We start from the raw sequence: 17,389 nt of genomic DNA, 5'->3' as shown, positions 1-17,389 counted from the left end.
ATGAGAGGCTTATCGGATAGGCAAAGCAGACACATTTTTAATTCATTTCTGAGTGAACACGTTTTAGAGGAATCAAGGGGATCAACATGACGACTGTATCAGCCGTTTCAGCACAGTATGGAGATGTTTTGCATGAATGCGTGGCCTGTAAGGCTGAGGAAATCAGCTATTGGCGAAGGAAAAACTTTCAGTATACGGAAAACGCCAATAACGAAGAATTTCATATCTACCGTTGTAATTCCTGCGGAACCGGTTTCTTGAATCGACCTCCGCACCTGGCATGGTTACAGTCCATTTATCAGTATTCGGGTCAGGCCTTGACCCAGTCCATTACGCTTGAAGACGTATTGGCAAGAGAAGCCGAATTTCCTAACTGCACAGTTGATGCAGCAAGAATGAGCCGGCAGGCCGACAGTTTCAACCATTCGGGTAATGTTCTGGCGCTTGATATAGGTTCCGGATTCGGTTTTTATACACAGGCACTCAGACAGCTGAGTTACCGCACCGCCAGCATTAATCCCGGTACTTATGAAAACGAGGTATTCAGAGAATTGAACGGTGATGTTCCCCTGCCGGTGATGCTTGAAAACTACGAAGCGTCCGGGCAGTTTGGCATCGTGATGATGTCTCAGGTGCTGGAGCATCTTCTCGAACCGGATAAAGCGATCAACAAGGTATCCAGGATGATGGTGCCGGGAGGTGTATTGGCCTGCGCGGTGCCCAATTACCATTCGTTTTTGGTCAAATTGTTGGGAACAAAAGATAACGCCTGTTTGTGGGTCCCTGAGCATGTGAATTACTTTTCAGTGAAAGGCTTAAAAGCCCTGGTCGAAAGTAATGGCTTCCGGGTTATCAAGGTCGAACAAATCACCCGCATCCCCTTCAATGCCCTATCCAAACGACTGAGGCTTAAGGGAAGGACGGCGTCTGTCATTGATGGGCTGGTCAACTCTGTGCAAAAGCCGTTTGCCGCATTAATGCATTGCTTCGGTTTAGGCATTTACATCAATTTATATGCGGTCAAGCAGTAATCCTATGCTGACCCTTGTAATTTTGACTAAAAACGAACAAAGCAATCTGCCTGCATGTCTTGCGGCTATTCCGGCAGGCTATCCGATTGTCATTGTCGATTCAGGAAGCACCGATGATACGCTTGCTATCGCGCAAAACCGGGGTTGCCGCATCTTCAGTAATCCATGGCCGGGTTTTGCCGAACAGCGCAACTTTGCCATCAGGCAATGCGCGATCAGCACGCCCTGGATTTTGTTTGTTGATGCGGATGAAATCTATCCACAGACTTTTTACGACTGGTTTGAAGCAGAAATGAGCCGTAACGATGAACTGGATGTGATTATGGTGCCTTCAGTTCTTTATCTCAGGGGCAAGCGGCTCAATTACGCACCCGGTTATCCCATTTATCATCCCAGACTGGTGCGCAGGGCAACAACCTGCTTCGTTCGTAATCATACCGGGCATGGGGAAGCCGTCATTGATTCCTGCCGGATCGGTTTTACCAAGATTGCCTATGAACATTATTTTTATCATGGCGAAATCATTGAATGGATGCACAAGCACGTTGATAAGGCGGCGCAAGAGGTCGTTCTTCAACCGGCAGCAGGCGCAGTGATGACGCATCGCGGACGCTTAAGCGTATTACTGGGTCGTTCCTGGTTAAGAGTTATGGCCCGTTTTTTATACCACTTTGTATTTAGGGGTGGCTTTTTGGATGGCTTTGCGGGCTTGGAGTTTGCGTTGATGTTTACCTGGTATGAGGCAACCATCTATGTGCAGGCCAAAGCCAAAACTCAGGAAAGGTGATTGATATGAAAGTTTCACTGGTTTTAGCAACATTGGGCAGAGATCGCGAGCTCAAGGATTTTCTGGAATCTGTCCGTGAGCAGACATATAAAGACTTTGAGCTGATCATCATCGATCAGAACACGGATGGCAAAATTGATGCAATCGTCGAATCCTTTAAACACAGTCTTACTATCAAGCACGTCAAAGTTAATTTTACCGGGATTGCCAGAGCCAGGGATTATGGAATAGGCCAGGCTCAAGGCAGAATTATCGCCTTTCCTGATGACGATTGTGCTTACGACAAAGAGGTGCTTTCAAAAGTGGTCAATGAGTTTTCAACCAACGAGAGCCTCGCCATTCTGGTTGCCGGATCTTATCAGTTTTCATCCAGCCGTTTCAGTATCGGCGTTAACAGCCCCAAAGCCTGTTACTTTTCCCGGTTCAGAATGATGGGCGTAGAGTTTACGCAGTTTTTTGATCTGAACCGGATCGATCGTAAACAGTTTTATTTTGATCACGACTTTGGCATCGGTTCCAAGTACTCAGGCGCAGAAGGTTTTGAACTGTTATATCGCTTGCTCAGGTCTGGCAGTTCGGCTTTTTATAATCCCGACATTAAAATCTATCACCCGGATAAAGATCACTACAAGCTGGGAACCGGAAGAATGTTGATCTATTCCACGGGTATTGGGGCTTACATAAGAAAATTCACCAATCAACGGGATGTCTTCATTCTTTATTACATCGTCCGCAAGATGTTTGTCGCACCGCTGTTAAAAATGATGCTGGCCTTGCTGTTATTGAACCCCAAAAAGCTGGCTTATTCTTTTTACAATCTTATCGGTATCTGGCGCGGGTTCCTGGCTTATGGGCGTTAGCTTGACCAAGCCGCTTATGTACCGGTTTTTGTAACTACTCGCCCGGTTTGAATTAAGGTTATAGGTGCTTGATTTCAAAGGACGCATCAATACGTTCCTGTAGCTTTCTGCAACATCCCTGTTGCAGAAGCCTTTTCAATCAACCACTTACACCCACTAAAATTGGAGGGGGGTGAGCGGATATCGATTATTTATTTATTCACAGTCAGATTCAGGAGAATTATTATGGATGTGGGAGTAGTAGCTACACATATACCACCGGCTAAAGGGTACGGCGGTGTTTCAGTTACCGCAGCTGTTTTAAGCAAAGCATGGTCCGTGGCCGGTCATAAAATGTTGCTGGTTGCGTCCGATGAATCCATTGATGGGCGATTGCGGCCTGAACAGGTTCAATTGGGTGAACATGCGGATGTGAAACTTTACAGGTGTTACGGATTCAGGCGGTGGGGCTTTGGCTTGGGCGCGATGACTGCATTATTCAAATTATGTCTGAAGGCACCGGTAGTTTATGTTCATGGCATTGCAACCTGGCCGTCCACCCTTGCGGCTGTTTTTTGTGTTTTGCTGCGCCGACCTTTCATGGTGGCCGTTCATGGCGGATTGATGCCCGAACACGTTGACCTGATTCGTAGAAAAAAGCCTCATAAATGGCTGTTCTATAAAGGGTTGACCTTCCCCACCTTAAGCCGTGCCATCGCTGTGCATTGCACCAGCGAAACAGAGGCGGAAGGTGTTCGGAATGTACTTGGAGAAAATGCCCGAATACTGTTGGTTCCAAACGGCATCGACAGTCGTGATTTCATGGTAAGCGGCTATCCTGAAGGAGAAGGCTTGAATTTATGCTTTCTGGGTCATGTACAGCAGGAAAAAGGCATTAACGCCTTTATCAAAGCCTGGCTGAAAGTGCGCAGACCGGCTGATCGGTTGGTGATCGCAGGAAGAAGCGTTGATGGTGAATATTTCGAAGAGTTTCAGGATTTGGTTAAAAAGTCTCAAGGTGCCATCAGTTATCGCGGTTATCTGGAGCGCGAAGAGGTTAAAGAATTGCTGTCCTCCAGTCATTTTTTGGTATTGCCGTCCGGATTGGAAGAGGCAGGAGGTATGCGGGAAAACTTCGGCAACGTGGTGGCAGAATCAATGGCTGCAGGGCGGCCGGTATTGGTGGCCAGAGGCCTGGCCTGGGACCATCTGGAAGCAATGAACGCCGGTTTGGTTTTTGAAAGAAGCGAAGCTTCGGTAGCTGAAATACTTCGTAATGCACAGTCCATGACGCGACCGGAGTGGGAGCGGCTATCGCTGAATGGCCGCCGGTTTGTTGAGCAGCAACTCGATCCGGTTAAACTCGGAGAGCAGGTCTGGCAGGTATTGACCCAAAAGGCCCCCGCTCATCTACAGCAGCCTGCAGCCGAGAGATCCTCTTATGAATAAGGTCGGATTGATTGTGCCCACGCTTAATGCGGGCCATCTCTGGGAGTCCTGGCTTATCGCTTTTGAACAACAGACCCGTAAGCCGGATTACTTGCTAGTGATCGACTCATCATCGCGCGACAATACGGTTGCCATGGCGCTTGCTCGCGGTTTTGCCGTAAAAATCATTGCCAAGGCCGAGTTTAACCATGGCGGTACCCGGCAAGCAGGGGTCAGTATGCTGCCTGATCCGGATATTATCGTATTTCTGACTCAGGATGCTCTATTAGCCAGTCCCGAGGCCATTGACCGGTTGTTGGCTGCATTCGATGATGACCGTGTCGGAGCAGCCTATGGACGCCAGCTTCCGCACCAGAACGCAGGCCCCATTGCCGCTCACGCCCGGTTTTTCAACTATCCGCCTGAAAGTCAGCTGAGAAGTATGGATGATAAAAAAAAGTACGGATTAAAAACTGTTTTTATATCCAATTCATTTGCCGCCTACCGGCTAAACGCACTGATGATGGCTGGCGGATTTCCCGTTGATACGATCATGAATGAAGACACCTTTGTTGCCGGAAAAATGCTGACTTCAGGTTGGAAGATAGCCTATTGTGCGGATGCTCAAGTATTCCACTCTCACGATTACCGTTTTTGGGACGAATTTAAGCGGTATTTTGATATAGGCGTTTTCCATGCCCGTAGTTCATGGTTGCAGCAGACATTTGGCGGTGCTTCCGGTGAAGGTTTGCGGTACGTGCTTTCGGAAACCCGTTACCTGATCAGGCAGGCACCCTGGCTGATTCCTTCTGCTTTTTTTAGGACAGGCTTGAAATGGCTGGGATTTAAATTGGGCGCGCTCCATTCATCAATACCGCAATCCCTTCGCAGCTGCTTTAGCCTGCATAAAGCCTATTGGCTAGGCAACTTGTCGTAACAGATCTTAAATTTACCGGTCAAAAACCGCTTGTTAATTACGCATCAGATTTTACTGATTGCCGCATCTGGTAGCGTTCTATGGCGGTGCTCGCATTGAACATCATGCGTTCACGGCCCAGGCGATCGGCCAATCCGGAACGTCGAACAACTTCAAGTACACTGGGGTTAAGCCCTGTCAGCCAGAGCGTAGCACCGTTTTCAGTTGCCCGTTTTTCGCGTTCTATCAGCATCTGCAACGCCGAATATTCGATGTCCTGAACACGGCTCATATCCAGCACCAATACATACGGTTTATGTTGCTCGACCAGAGACCGGATCTGATCAGCAATCAACTGCGCATTTACGAAAAAAAGCCGTCCTTCGGGACGCACGATCAACAGACCGTCGAAGGTTTCATCGTCGGGGTGTTCGGGCGACAGCGGCCGAAGCACCGATGTTCCTCGCTTTCGTCCGATGACGTAGATGTGAGGATGGGCCGCCTGACCGGCTAATCCGATAACTGACAAAATGATGGCGACAACGATTCCCTGCAGAGTGCCAAAAATTAAAACGCCGAGACAAGCCACGACAGCCCAGCGAAACTCCATCGTGCGAACCTTGAGTATATTGATGAATTCCACAGGCTGGATCAGTCCCGCCGAATAGACGATAACGACGGCAGCAAGCGTTGCGTGGGGCAGTAAACCAATCAACGGCGCAATCAGCAGCATGGTTGCCGCTGCAGTAGCTGCAGTAACCAGTGAGGTTTTTTGCGATTGACCTCCGGCAGCTCGCACAACAGCTGTTTGTGAGGTGCCGCCTCCGGCAGGCATCGCACCTGATAAAGCCCCACCCAGATTAGCCGCACCCAGGGCAAGTAACTCTCGATTTGCATTTATTGGAGGATCTGCGCTGGCGGTAAAGGCACGCGCTGCTGCGATCGACTCGGTAAAGCTCATCAATGCGATCCCCAGCGCGCCCGGCAGCATCTGTTCGATCAGCCCAAGGTCCGGCAACGTCAGTGACGGGAGTCCTTGCGGAATTATGCCTACCGTCGAGACGCCCTGTTCCGGCAGGCCGAAGAACCATGAGGCGGCTATCGCGCCTCCGGCTGCGACCAGAGGTGCCGGTGAATGCGGCCAGCGAAGGTCCATGCCAATCAGCACCAGCAGCGTTGCTGCGGCCACGGCCACTGTGATCAGTGACGTTTCCGGCAGAAGATGCACAATACTGAACAGATCGCGAAAGAAGCCTTGTTTTGTAATATGAATGCCCAGCAGTTTTGGCAACTGGTCAAATACAATTACCAGGCCTATCCCGGCCTTGAAACCGGTCAGTACCGGAGTGGAAATAAAGTTGGCTACAAATCCCAGGCGCAGCAGCGACGCGACTATCAGCAAGATGCCCACCAAAACCGTCAGTGTGGCCGCGGCAGTGATCAATTTCCCTGGATCGCCGTCCGGCACTGCCATCATCAGTTGTGTTCCGGTCAGAATACCCAGGGTGGTGGTGGAACTGACGCTGAGTACTCTTGATGAACCCATCAGCGCATAGATAATCATTGGGATAAAAGCGGTATAAAGCCCCGCTGCAACGGGCAAGCCTGCTACAGTTGCATAGGCCATTGCCTTGGGAAGAATCACTGCGGCGGCGGTGAGGCCCGCTACCACATCGAAGCGAATGGACTGGCTTGCCTCCGGTGTATTCGTATGAAGGTTCATGCGTATTGTCTCCAGTTACAACGCTAAATCAGATGGCTATTGTTGAGCGGGATTATGCAGCCCTTTGATGCCCGGTTCAATGACAATCCATTTTAAGCTTTTAAGGCGATCCTCTGTTATTTTGAGCTGAAGTTTCCCAATAATTTCAAAAACGGACTGTGCCATTAGGCTTGGGCTGCAGGGATTACCTGAGCCGATAGACCGCGTAAGCGAATCCAGTGCACAAGGACGTGCTACAGTCTTTGCCATCCATGGCTTCTGGGTTCCGGTAATTCCTACCGAAACGACGGCAACTATTAATGCAAATACAGTTCCCTAACAAGCTTGGATGTCCCTATTCAAACTTGGAAACTTCTTGAGGAAGATGTAATTAAAGTGGCTTGTAATTTTTCAGCCGAATTTCTGATGGGATCACAATTGGGCAGCAGTCTCGTCAATCTCGGTATCGAACAGGAAGTGCGCGTTGCGGTTGCAGAACTCGCTAAATATCTTGATGACCTGATCATTGTGCTATCTAACCCCAGGCTAAGCGATTTATCTACACGCTCAATGGGCGACACCTGGATAACCCGAACCGAGGCTGGCAAATAAGCATCAGGCATCGGTAAAATGAAATTCACGCAGAATGGTGCGTTGACTATCTCGGTACGCTCAATGGCGAGAATGATCGAGATCAGGGAAGGAGTTGGCGCGGAGGATTTCTTTCTGTTTGGCTTAACGGAGAAAGAGGTCGGTCGAATCCAGCGCGAAGGCTATAATCCATCGGCCAATATCGAAAAAAACCCTCAGTTGTCGGAGATTATTCATCTTATTGCTTCGGGGCATTTTTCTCATGGCGACACCCATGTGTTCCGTCCTTTACTGGATAATCTGTGCCGGCATGATCCTTTTCAGGTGCTGGCCGATTATGTGGCCTCTCAGGTAAACACAGGTCATGCACGGTGTAGTTTGCGGTTAGCGAGAGCCAATCCAACGTTTCAAGGTCACATGGCCTGAATTGTTGGGTTGCGAAAAGCTGGCTACCCAACCTGCGCTGAATAATTACAAAATTGAACTTTTTTATGGACAATCACGATAACCATCAGGCATTAATTCAACTGGAACAGCATTTACAATTTCAGTCTTTGTTAGCTGAGCTTTCAGCCGGTTTTGTCCATGTTTCAGCAGATAGGATCGATCAGGAAATACAGGAAAGCTTACAGCGTATTGCCGAAAATCTGGATTTGGACAGTATCGTGCTGGGATTAATAACCGGCGATGGCCAAGATTTTTACTCCCGATATCAATTCGCAAAACCTTGTAAGAAGGCTTGGCAAGCCGATTCTCTGCTATCTGAAGGACCCTTTCTGACAAGAACGCTGCTGGCCGGCAAACCCTTTATCATGCATGATGTCGATGCTTTGCCTCAGGAGGCATCGACAGACAGGGAAGGTTTTCTTCGCTACGGGACCAGAGCCGCTTTGGTTTTTCCGTTTATCGTCGGCGGAGCGTTGTCCGGGGGCATTGGCTTCGGATCTGTTCGCCCGCGGCAATGGCCGGAGCATGTGATACAGGGTCTGGGTCTTATCGCCGATGTTTATGCCAATGTCCTGGAACGCAAGAGAAACATGAAAGAGCTTCAATGGAAAGAAGAGCAGATGAGACTGGCGGCTGAATCGGCTGACATAGGTCTTTGGGTTTGGAATATTCCTCAGGATACCATCTGGGCGACCGACAGGGCGCGAGCGATTTACGGCGTACCGAATGAGGAAAAGCTGGATTTGCAACGGTTTTTAGCCTGTATTCACGCCGAGGATTGTGAGCGAGTTAAGGTGGGCGTTCAAAAAGCCTTTCAAGAAGTCAGTCATTTTCGGGAAGAATACCGGGTTGTGCATTCCGATGGTACTGAATATTGGGTTTGCGCTACCGGTAAATTACAGCTCGGCGATACCGGTCTCCCTGAACGCATGATGGGAGCCAGCCTGAATATAACCGATGTTCGCCGGACCAAGATTGAGCTTGAACGCGCCAACGATGAACTCAAAACGGCCTTCGAGGAAATTCGCCAACTTAAAGACCAATTTCATCAGGAGAATATTTACCTGCGCCGCGAAATATCAGAGCGCAAAGGGACTCAAGTCGTAAAAGGCAGCGCGGCAATGCAGTCTATTTTGTCACAGGTCCAGCAAGTCGCTCCGACACCGGCTACGGTGCTAATTATGGGTGAAACGGGTACCGGCAAAGAATTGTTGGCAACCGCTATTCACGAAGCGAGCCCCCGGAAAAACAGATCGATGATCCGCGTGAACTGTGCGGCCATTCCTTTGGCATTGATAGAAAGCGAGCTATTCGGCCGGGAAAAAGGGGCTTACACCGGGGCGCTTGCCAAGCAAATCGGCCGGTTTGAATTGGCCAACCATTCAACCTTGTTTCTCGATGAAGTGGGAGAGTTACCTTTGGATGCTCAGGTGAAGCTGCTGCGGGTCTTACAGGAAAAGCAGATTGAACGCTTGGGCAATCCCAAGCCGATCAATGTGGATGTACGGGTCATTGCTGCTACTAACCGTAACCTGTCTCAAGAAGTGGCCGAGGGCCGCTTCCGAGAGGATCTTTATTATCGGCTGAATGTTTTTCCGATTCAGGTTCCGCCACTGCGCGACAGACGGGAAGATATTCCCAAGCTGGTAGAGTCGTTCATAGAGGAGTTTGCCAGGATCATGGACAAATCCATTGATAGCGTCGACAAAACCAGTTTGCAAATGCTCTGTGGTTATGATTGGCCGGGTAATATTCGGGAATTGCGCAATGTGATCGAACGCGCGGTGATTCTTGCCAAAGGGCCTGTACTCAAAATCGCCCTGCCGGTCAGCACATCCGCGTCAACGATGCCTGCTAACTCCCATCAAGACTCTCTGAAGGAGATCGAACGCAAGCATATTCTTCACGTTTTGGAAGCCTGCGGCTGGCGAGTGCGAGGTATAGGAGGGGCGGCCACAACACTTGGACTCAAGCCCAGCACACTTGAAAGCCGGATGAGCAAGTTAGGAATCCGGCGGCCCTCTTCATCATAAAGTCATCTTCTTGATCGGAAGTGAGATTTCGGGTAAACCACGATATTTCGTGGGCTTTGTTCCCGAACTTATCAACAAATATTTCATTGGTTTAATGGTAAGTTATTGTTAATTGATAATTTATCACTTTGAGTTTGAGTGTATTTAAATTGGCTTGATTTCTGCTGATGTCTAAACCATGTCGAAGTTTTGATCAATTTTAGAGCTACCTCCAAGCCATCATTCCGGCCCCAAATCAAGAATACCTGAAAATCTCTGAGCTTAAGACTAGATGTCTGGATATTGCCATTCAGGCAAAAAAAGTGAAATACTTCGTGACGGCTTGTTATTGCTTGAAACTTTAAGTGAAGACGAACTGAAACACGCTATCGGTCAAGACGAAAATATTAAAACCGGCAGGCTGCTGAAACCGGCAGAATAGATTTCCGGGAATGCCTTTTTGAGAGAAGAGTAATGAAACATTTAAAATCATCCAACGATCACTCTTATTGCCGCGTTGTTTTATGTCGAGCACTACTGATGGCGCTGATCATTTTACCCGTGGGATGCAATAAGGAAGAGCAACAGCCAAGTAAAGCGCCGTCCGCTCAACCTTCTGCTACGCAGAGCTTGCCGCCTGCCGAGCCCGTGCCGACTGAACCGCCGCCCGTGGCACCGCTTCAGCCGATGACCAGTCTGGAATCTCTGGTAGCGCCGATTGCGCTGTATCCGGATCCGTTGCTGGCCGAAATGCTGGTGGCTTCGACGTATCCACTGGAGGTCGTGCAGGCTGCCCGGTGGCTTGAAACGAAGCCGGATATTGCAACGCTCAACACCAAGGATTGGGATGCCAGCATTATGCGACTTGCCAGCGTGCCGTTGGTTATCAAGATGATGAATGATCATCTGGACTGGACAACTCAGCTTGGAGATGCCTTTCTGGCTAAACCTTCAGAGGTTATGGGTGTGATACAAACACTGCGTAAACGTGCAGTGGACTCAGGGTACCTGAAAGATACCCCTGAACAGAAAGTAACCGCTCAAACGGTGTCAGTTGACGACAGCAAGCCTGAGTCGAATGCATCGTTGGTGACTCCGGCTGTATTGAAAAAAGAAATCATCACCATCGCGCCGGCCAAGTCCGATACGATTTACGTACCTCAATATAATCCGGAGGTCGTTTATCAGGCTGCGATGGCTCCACCGCCTGCCTCAGGCACCTCTACTGTTTATCCGGGTTCAACCGTAGTAAATGTCAATGCTGCGCCGGCGCCCAGCTATTACCCCGCCTATTATCCACCACCGGCTACAACAACCTCATCGAATGATGACTCCTGGGCTAACTTCGCAACGGGTGCCGTGGTTGGCGGTCTTCTGACTTGGGGGCTAATGGAATGGGCCGATGACGATGATTGGGATGATTATCACCATGTTAGCCATTATTACGGCAACAGCGTATGCCACAGTGGAAATTGCTGGCATGGAGGCGGTGGCGGTTATTACGGCGACCGCGGTAATGTCAATTACAACAAGAACGTCAATATTTCCGGCAATGAAATCAATGTCGGCGGAGGCAATAAATTCAGTCAGAACAATCTAAGGCCCGCACAACAACCCACGGGCTGGAGGCCTGACCCGCAGCATAGACGCGGACAGGCTTTTCCGGAGGCGACGCAAAATCGCTTGGGGAAAATCCAGCAACCGGCGCTAGCAGGGCAGAGACTCGGCGCAGCCCAAACGCTTCCGGCGACAGCGAGAGGGTTTGACGGAGCCGGGCAACGCCCATCCGCCGGCACCTTACCGGCCCAAAAAAGGCCGTCCACTGCCGACATACGCCAACAACTTGGTCAAAAGCCCGGGACTCAGGGCAAGCCTGGTTCGAAACTCAACGACAATAGGCCTGCGGTTCGTGACACTCAAGCACAGCTAGCAAAGGGCAGCCGGGGCAATGCTTTGCAGGGTATTAAAACTTCAGGTCAAGCTTCTCGGCTGGAAAGTCAGAGGGGATCAAACAGCCGGCAATCAGCTCAATCGGCCATGCGCGGAGGGCAAACAGCAAGGCCAAGGACATCTGCTACGAATAAGCAGCCTCAGATGGCGCAAGGGCGATTCGATCAATCAAAAATGCCAGCACGGACACAATCGTTTGGGGGAAGAGAGAGGACCCAGCAACAGATGGCGACACAGCGCCGTTCGGAAGCTTCCAGGCCCAATGCGTTTGAAGCACCACGCAATGCCGGTGCCACCAAGAACTTTAGCCAGCGTGGCGCATCTAGCAGAGACCGGGCGGCCAGTTCCGGAAATCTGCGTGCTTCCGGAGCTGGCGGAGGCGCTAGAAGCAGTGGAGGGGGCGGCAGACTTGGTGGCGGTGGCGGTGGAGGCCGGCGGCGATGATTGAAAAACTCATCAATCCTGGAAATTGTGCGTCCGATTTTGGAACGCAGATACCCCTATATTTTATTCAAGCAGTCAAGACCGAGGTTCCCACAATGTATCGCGAAACTAAAAACATACTTCTGGCCGCACTTATTTCAGCTCCTTTGTTCGCAAATGCAGCACCTCCGCCAGCCGCTGCGGCTGTTCCGGCCGAAGCCAAGAGCATAGAAGCTAAAGGCTTCCAGAATCCCGATGATGCGGCCAAGGCTTTACTGGAAGCCGTCAGTGGTGAGGGCACTGATCAGCTTATCGCTTTGTTCGGAAGTGATGAAGCAGAACTTCTATCATCCGGAGATGAGGTAGAGGACAAAAACAACCGTTTGAATTTTGTTGCCTTGGGACAGGAAAAAATGGGGATTGAGTTGATAGGGGAAGACAAAGCGATCATCCACTTAGGCAATACAGACTGGCCTTTTCCCATTCCGATTGTCAAAAAAGGAGATAACTGGTTGTTTGATGCCGAACAGGGCCGTCAGGAAATTCTCAATCGGCGTATTGGGCGTAACGAACTCAGTACAATCGGCGCCATTAAAGGCTATATAGAAGCTCAGTTTGAATACGCCAATGCAGACAGAGACGATGATGATGTATCGGAATATGCGCAAAAATTGCATAGCGAGCCAGGCAAATTTGACGGTCTGTTTTGGGAAGTGGAAGAAGGGCAGCCCCAAAGTCCGCTTGGACCGCTAATTGCCGAAGCAAGGGCCGTGGGTTACAAGGCCAAATCCGGAGCCGAAAAGCCTTCTCCTTACCATGGCTATTACTATCGGATACTGACACGGCAGGGCCGGAATGCACCCGGTGGCAAATATGACTATATCATCAACAAGAACATGATTGCCGGTTTCGGTCTAGTGGCTTTTCCCGCTCAGTATGGCTCCTCCGGCATCATGACTTTTGTGGTCAATCACCAGGGCAAGATTTACCAGAAAGACTTGGGACCTAAAACTGCTGCAATCGTCGAAAAGATAAATGAGTACAACCCTGATTCGACCTGGGAAGCGTTCCAGGCCGCCGAATAAGTCTCGGTAGTAATCTATTAACCCTGTTTTGTAAATGCTGTTCCTCCAAATATGAACTAAAAATAAACACCTCGCCGGTCAATTTTTGCTGGCTAAAAATGCCCAGTCAATCAGCCATATGCTATAAGGAGAATTAACATGATCAAAGAAGAAATCATCGATTTATTCAAGGTTAAACCGGATAAAAAAATCCGCCTAAAGGATTACCACACCGGTTGGGATCAAACTAAGGAGTTAAAAGCTTTTGGCAAAAAAGCGACCAAGGAGCGAGCAAGCGAAATTCTGCAAAAAAGTATTGAAGAGTTGTCCAGTTCTCAGGAACTGCTTTACGCCGATGATCGCTATTCATTATTGATCGTTTTACAGGCCATGGACGCCGCAGGAAAGGATGGCACTATCAAGCATGTCATGTCCGGATTAAATCCTCAGGGCTGTCAGGTATTCAGTTTCAAAAAGCCATCTGCGGAAGACCTGGATCATAATTTTTTGTGGCGCTACATGAAATCCTTGCCGGAACGCGGCAGGATCGGCATCTTCAATCGTTCCTATTACGAAGATGTTTTGGTTGTCAAAGTCCATCCCGAACTCCTTGAGCGTCAAAAGCTGGCCGGAGAAAAGATCGGAAAAGCATTTTGGCAGTCGCGTTATGAAGATATCAATGCTTTTGAGCAGCATTTGGTACGCAACGGGACGATCGTCTTAAAGTTTTTTCTGAATGTCTCCAAAAAGGAACAGAAACGGCGATTTATGGACAGACTGGAGCGCCCTGAAAAAAACTGGAAATTTTCATTGGCTGATCTTAACGAGCGAAGCTATTGGGATGATTATGTCGCTGCTTTTGAAAAAGCCATCAGTGCGACCAGTACCGAATGGGCACCCTGGTTTATCATTCCGGCAGACGATAAATGGGCGACGCGGGCCATCGTGGCCGATATCATTTCGTCAACGTTGGATAAACTGGATCTTAGTTTTCCTGAAATGAATGAGGAACAGCGCGCCTTGTTGGAAGCCGCTAAAAAGACTTTAGAAGAAGAATAGCTTCCGCGAGCTGTTTTTAAAAAATGTCACTATTTAGCGGTGAAACTTCACAAAGATTGTAAACCGCGTAGGTTGTAGTTGGCGATAGCCAACCCAACATTTCAAGGATATGGTCTTGATTGTTGGGTTGCAAAAAGCATGCAACCCAACCTACGCTGATAAATTACTAAAAAATAAACAATTCACTTTTTACATCAGGAGAAAACTTTGAACATAGATAGGCGAAAAATAAAAATACATTCAGCCGGACTAGGTGTTTTATTAGGCGTCATGGCTGCAGTGACAGGTTGCTCAACCGGCATCAAGGAAACTAATACGCTGAAGTCCGAGGTAGTCACGCCAGCCCCTGACGCCGGGTTTATTGATAATCCCGAGCGGCAGACCCGACGTGCCGATTTGCCTTTTCAAAAGGTTTGGATCAAGCCCGATTTTGATGCTTCAGCCTATAAAGAGTTGGTCGTTGCGCCCGTCAATACACAGTACGTCATGGAAATGGACTGGCTACATAAAGCCGGGTCTGCGAGTTGGTTAAGTGATGTCAAAAAAGATATTGCGGAATTAGCTCACTATTTCCATGATCAAGTGGTCAAGGAATTCAAGGAGGATCCAAATCAGCGTTTTCGGCTGATCGAGTTTGCGGGTCAACATAAAGAGCCGGCATTGCGGTTGGAGTTGGCACTGATACAGATAGACCCATCACAACCGGTACTGCACGCCCTAGGCTGGTTGCAAGTGGGAGGCGGAACAGCCGCAGGTGCAATTAACCAGCGGCGGGCAGCATTTGAAGGCCGGCTTCGCGATATGCAAACCGGTGAAGTGGTTGCCACATTTGCCGATAGGGATATGCAGGATGCAGGCCCACTGGATTTGACACGGCTGACCTGGTACGGTCCGGCCAAGGGGATTATGGACCGTTGGGCAGAGCAGTTCGTAAAAATCGCCAACCGTAAACCCGGCGAGATGGTAATCGATCCGGTTCCTTATACCTTGAAACCTTTCTAAGGCCCGTTTGAATAAGGCCATACATCCTTGCAAACAGGGAGTTCATTTGTCTTGGACTCCCTTACAGAACCTCATTTGAAAAAATGGGAAAACCATCTCAGTATCGTTTTGAAGGTGCAATCTTTTTTTAAAAACCAATTGATTTTCGCTTCGTGATAATTCTATGGACTAAAAACCATGAAACTCAGTGCTAACGTGCTCTTAAAAATCCGATACCTGTTGTCATCGCTTTCAATTGCCATGCTGTTATCCGGTTGTTCCAGTATCGGCAAGGGTATAGCCGAAGCTGTTTTGGAAAAATCCGAAACTGAAGATGCACGGCAATGTCAGGTATGGGGGCAACCTTTTACCGGCATTCAGGCAGGTCTGGGCAAGCAGAAGGGTAAAACCAAGATTTTATTCGTTCATGGTGTGGGCGATCACATGCCGGGTTATACCACTGAGTTCCTGGAAAAGTTAGCAAAGGAACTGAACCTGACTGCGCGATCCCATAGCCAAAAAAATATCGCGTTATCGGCGCCTTTACTTGGTAGAAAAGAGTTGGGCAACTTGCGGGTGACTCATCTGCTCAACGAAGAACGCGGCATAGACCTGACTTTTTATGAACTGACCTGGTCGGAAATCACGCGCAAACACAAAGAGCTGTTGGCTTTCGATAATTCCGGTGACTACGATTTTCGGCGAGCCAAGATTAACAGCTTGTTAAAAAAATTCAGTAACGATACCGGTCCTGATCCCATTATTTATCTGGGAGACAGTCGCGATGCAATTCTGGCTGCGTTTACACAGTCGTTTTGCTGGATGGCTACCGGCGATTGGGACGATCTTCCCGATAGCGGCATTCACGCCTGTTCGGGGCTCAACGATTCAAGTGCCGATTACATCGCCCATGATGAGTATGTGTTTATTTCACACAGCCTGGGGAGTCGAATCACCATTGACGGCATGCAACGCATCGCCCATATTCTGGCGAATGTTGCCAAATACGCGGATGCCGGCAAGAACGTGAATATCGCTGATAGTGCGATTGCCGCCTTGCAGAATAAACAGGTACCTATTTACATGCTGTCCAATCAGTTGCCGATGCTGCAATTGGGCCGAGAATTACCTGAAGTGGTAGGGGCACCCTCGGATTACTGCGATGTTAGCGGTGTAAACTATAACAAGCGAATGGTCAGTAAAACTGAAATTATTGCGTTCAGTGATCCTAACGACTTGTTAAGCTATGGAATACCGTCCGGATTCGCTGAGCAATATATCGACACAAGGCTGTGTCCCAGTATTACCAATGTCAATATCAACATCGCCAGTGTGATGGACGCCTTTGGTTTGACTGATCTTGCCAATCCGTTGGAAGCTCATGTCGGTTATGACAAGGATGATCGGGTGATCGCTTTGATAGCCAAAGGCATCGGCCATCCGAATGCCTCGCCGCTAGTCAATCAGCGCTGTGAGTTTACCAAAGAAGTTAGATGACGCAGTCTTGTCATAAAATCATCGGTGTCCTGTGGTTTGATAACGTTATAACGGTTTTTTCGGATAAACCACGATATTTCGTGGATTGTCCGTTGTTCTTCCTTTTACACTGTTTTCTTATTTGATTGTAAGCAATTGTTAACTAAACCTTTATCAATCTGGTTTTGAGTCTGTTGAATATGGCTCAATTACTGCTGTTATTAAAGCTATGATCGAACTACATCTTGTCCTAAGGGTGACTCCCAAAAAAACTCGCACCATGATTGACGCCTTGCAAGCGCTCGCCAAAAGCGCGCGTCTGGTTCAAGGTTGTATTGCAGTCGAGGTTTACAAGACAGCAGATAGCAGACACTACATTTGTTATGACGAAATTTGGGAGTCGGAAGCTGTACTGCGTCGCATGATCACCTCCAGGCATTTCAGTCAGCTGGCATCATTGATGGAGTTATCCAGTGAGCCGCCAGCCTGTGAATTCCGTTTCATTACCAAAACTTATGGGCTGGATTTTGCCGAGCAGGTCAGAGGTTGTGCCAACGATTAGATAGACGAGACGGCATCAGTCCGAGTGGGAGCAAGCCCAATGCCGTTAAGTTAAGTATATTTTGCAGGAGCAGGCCATGCCCGCGATTGAACCACTGTAGTGCGCGGGCATGGCCCGCTCC

Annotated in this window: 16 protein-coding genes; 15 read left to right on the top strand and 1 reads right to left on the bottom strand. The window is 49.0% G+C overall.

Going from position 1 to position 17,389, the window contains the following annotated elements; genetic code table 11:
* Positions 1-86: 86 nt before the first annotated feature.
* The 5 genes from GO003_RS18040 (at position 87) to GO003_RS18020 (ending at position 5,022) form a co-directional block, all read left to right on the top strand.
* Positions 87-1,031 (top strand): class I SAM-dependent methyltransferase, encoded by a 945-nt coding sequence (locus tag GO003_RS18040; RefSeq protein ID WP_159658348.1) that lies wholly within the window; start codon positions 87-89, stop codon positions 1,029-1,031.
* A gap of 4 nt (positions 1,032-1,035) precedes the next feature.
* Positions 1,036-1,818, top strand: a complete 783-nt coding sequence (locus GO003_RS18035; protein WP_159658347.1) for a glycosyltransferase family 2 protein — start codon at positions 1,036-1,038, stop codon at positions 1,816-1,818.
* A gap of 5 nt (positions 1,819-1,823) precedes the next feature.
* Positions 1,824-2,678, top strand: coding sequence for a glycosyltransferase family 2 protein (locus tag GO003_RS18030; RefSeq protein WP_159658346.1), 855 nt, complete (start codon positions 1,824-1,826; stop codon positions 2,676-2,678).
* 225 nt (positions 2,679-2,903) lie between these two features.
* The gene (locus GO003_RS18025) at positions 2,904-4,106 is read left to right on the top strand and encodes a glycosyltransferase family 4 protein (protein WP_159658345.1); all 1,203 of its coding nucleotides are present in this window, start codon (positions 2,904-2,906) and stop codon (positions 4,104-4,106) included.
* Positions 4,099-5,022, top strand: a complete 924-nt coding sequence (locus GO003_RS18020) for a glycosyltransferase family 2 protein (RefSeq protein ID WP_159658344.1) — start codon at positions 4,099-4,101, stop codon at positions 5,020-5,022. The genes GO003_RS18025 and GO003_RS18020 overlap by 8 nt, the downstream gene beginning before the upstream one ends.
* Before the next feature lie 37 nt (positions 5,023-5,059).
* Here GO003_RS18020 and GO003_RS18015 read toward each other — a convergent pair whose 3' ends face one another.
* On the bottom strand, positions 5,060-6,724 hold the full coding sequence (locus GO003_RS18015; RefSeq protein WP_159658343.1) for a SulP family inorganic anion transporter: 1,665 nt from the start codon (positions 6,722-6,724) through the stop codon (positions 5,060-5,062).
* A gap of 405 nt (positions 6,725-7,129) precedes the next feature.
* On the opposite strand from GO003_RS18015, the gene GO003_RS18010 reads away from it, so the two are divergent.
* The 10 genes from GO003_RS18010 to GO003_RS17965 all read left to right on the top strand — a co-directional run bounded on the left by GO003_RS18010 (position 7,130) and on the right by GO003_RS17965 (position 17,268).
* The gene (locus GO003_RS18010; RefSeq protein WP_231089065.1) at positions 7,130-7,315 is read left to right on the top strand and encodes a glycogen/starch/alpha-glucan phosphorylase; all 186 of its coding nucleotides are present in this window, start codon (positions 7,130-7,132) and stop codon (positions 7,313-7,315) included.
* A 9-nt stretch (positions 7,316-7,324) separates the two neighbouring features.
* On the top strand, positions 7,325-7,720 hold the full coding sequence (locus GO003_RS18005; protein ID WP_331001667.1) for a glycogen/starch/alpha-glucan phosphorylase: 396 nt from the start codon (positions 7,325-7,327) through the stop codon (positions 7,718-7,720).
* 65 nt (positions 7,721-7,785) lie between these two features.
* On the top strand, positions 7,786-9,774 hold the full coding sequence (locus GO003_RS18000) for a sigma-54-dependent Fis family transcriptional regulator (RefSeq protein WP_159658342.1): 1,989 nt from the start codon (positions 7,786-7,788) through the stop codon (positions 9,772-9,774).
* A gap of 271 nt (positions 9,775-10,045) precedes the next feature.
* Complete coding sequence (locus GO003_RS17995) at positions 10,046-10,195, top strand: hypothetical protein (RefSeq protein ID WP_206444746.1); 150 nt, start codon at positions 10,046-10,048, stop codon at positions 10,193-10,195.
* Positions 10,196-10,227: 32 nt separating this feature from the next.
* Positions 10,228-12,147 (top strand): DUF3300 domain-containing protein, encoded by a 1,920-nt coding sequence (locus tag GO003_RS17990; protein WP_159658341.1) that lies wholly within the window; start codon positions 10,228-10,230, stop codon positions 12,145-12,147.
* On the top strand, positions 12,144-13,211 hold the full coding sequence (locus GO003_RS17985) for a DUF2950 domain-containing protein (RefSeq protein ID WP_159658340.1): 1,068 nt from the start codon (positions 12,144-12,146) through the stop codon (positions 13,209-13,211). The genes GO003_RS17990 and GO003_RS17985 overlap by 4 nt, the downstream gene beginning before the upstream one ends.
* A 138-nt stretch (positions 13,212-13,349) precedes the next feature.
* Entirely contained in the window at positions 13,350-14,249 is a 900-nt protein-coding gene (locus GO003_RS17980) for a polyphosphate kinase 2 family protein (protein WP_159658339.1), read from the top strand.
* Positions 14,250-14,456: 207 nt separating this feature from the next.
* Positions 14,457-15,251 carry a DUF3313 family protein gene (locus tag GO003_RS17975; RefSeq protein WP_159658338.1) on the top strand — a complete coding sequence of 265 codons (795 nt, stop codon included), beginning with the start codon at positions 14,457-14,459 and terminating at the stop codon, positions 15,249-15,251.
* A gap of 177 nt (positions 15,252-15,428) precedes the next feature.
* Complete coding sequence (locus GO003_RS17970; protein WP_231089064.1) at positions 15,429-16,727, top strand: hypothetical protein; 1,299 nt, start codon at positions 15,429-15,431, stop codon at positions 16,725-16,727.
* Positions 16,728-16,935: 208 nt separating this feature from the next.
* A complete protein-coding gene (locus GO003_RS17965; protein ID WP_269144422.1) occupies positions 16,936-17,268 on the top strand; it encodes a putative quinol monooxygenase in 333 nt (110 codons plus the stop codon).
* Positions 17,269-17,389 lie beyond the last annotated feature (121 nt).

It is taken from the genome of Methylicorpusculum oleiharenae, from assembly GCF_009828925.2.
Classification (GTDB): domain Bacteria; phylum Pseudomonadota; class Gammaproteobacteria; order Methylococcales; family Methylomonadaceae; genus Methylicorpusculum; species Methylicorpusculum oleiharenae.
Note: the sequence above shows the minus strand (reverse complement) of the source record. Positions and strands in the feature narration are given on the sequence as shown.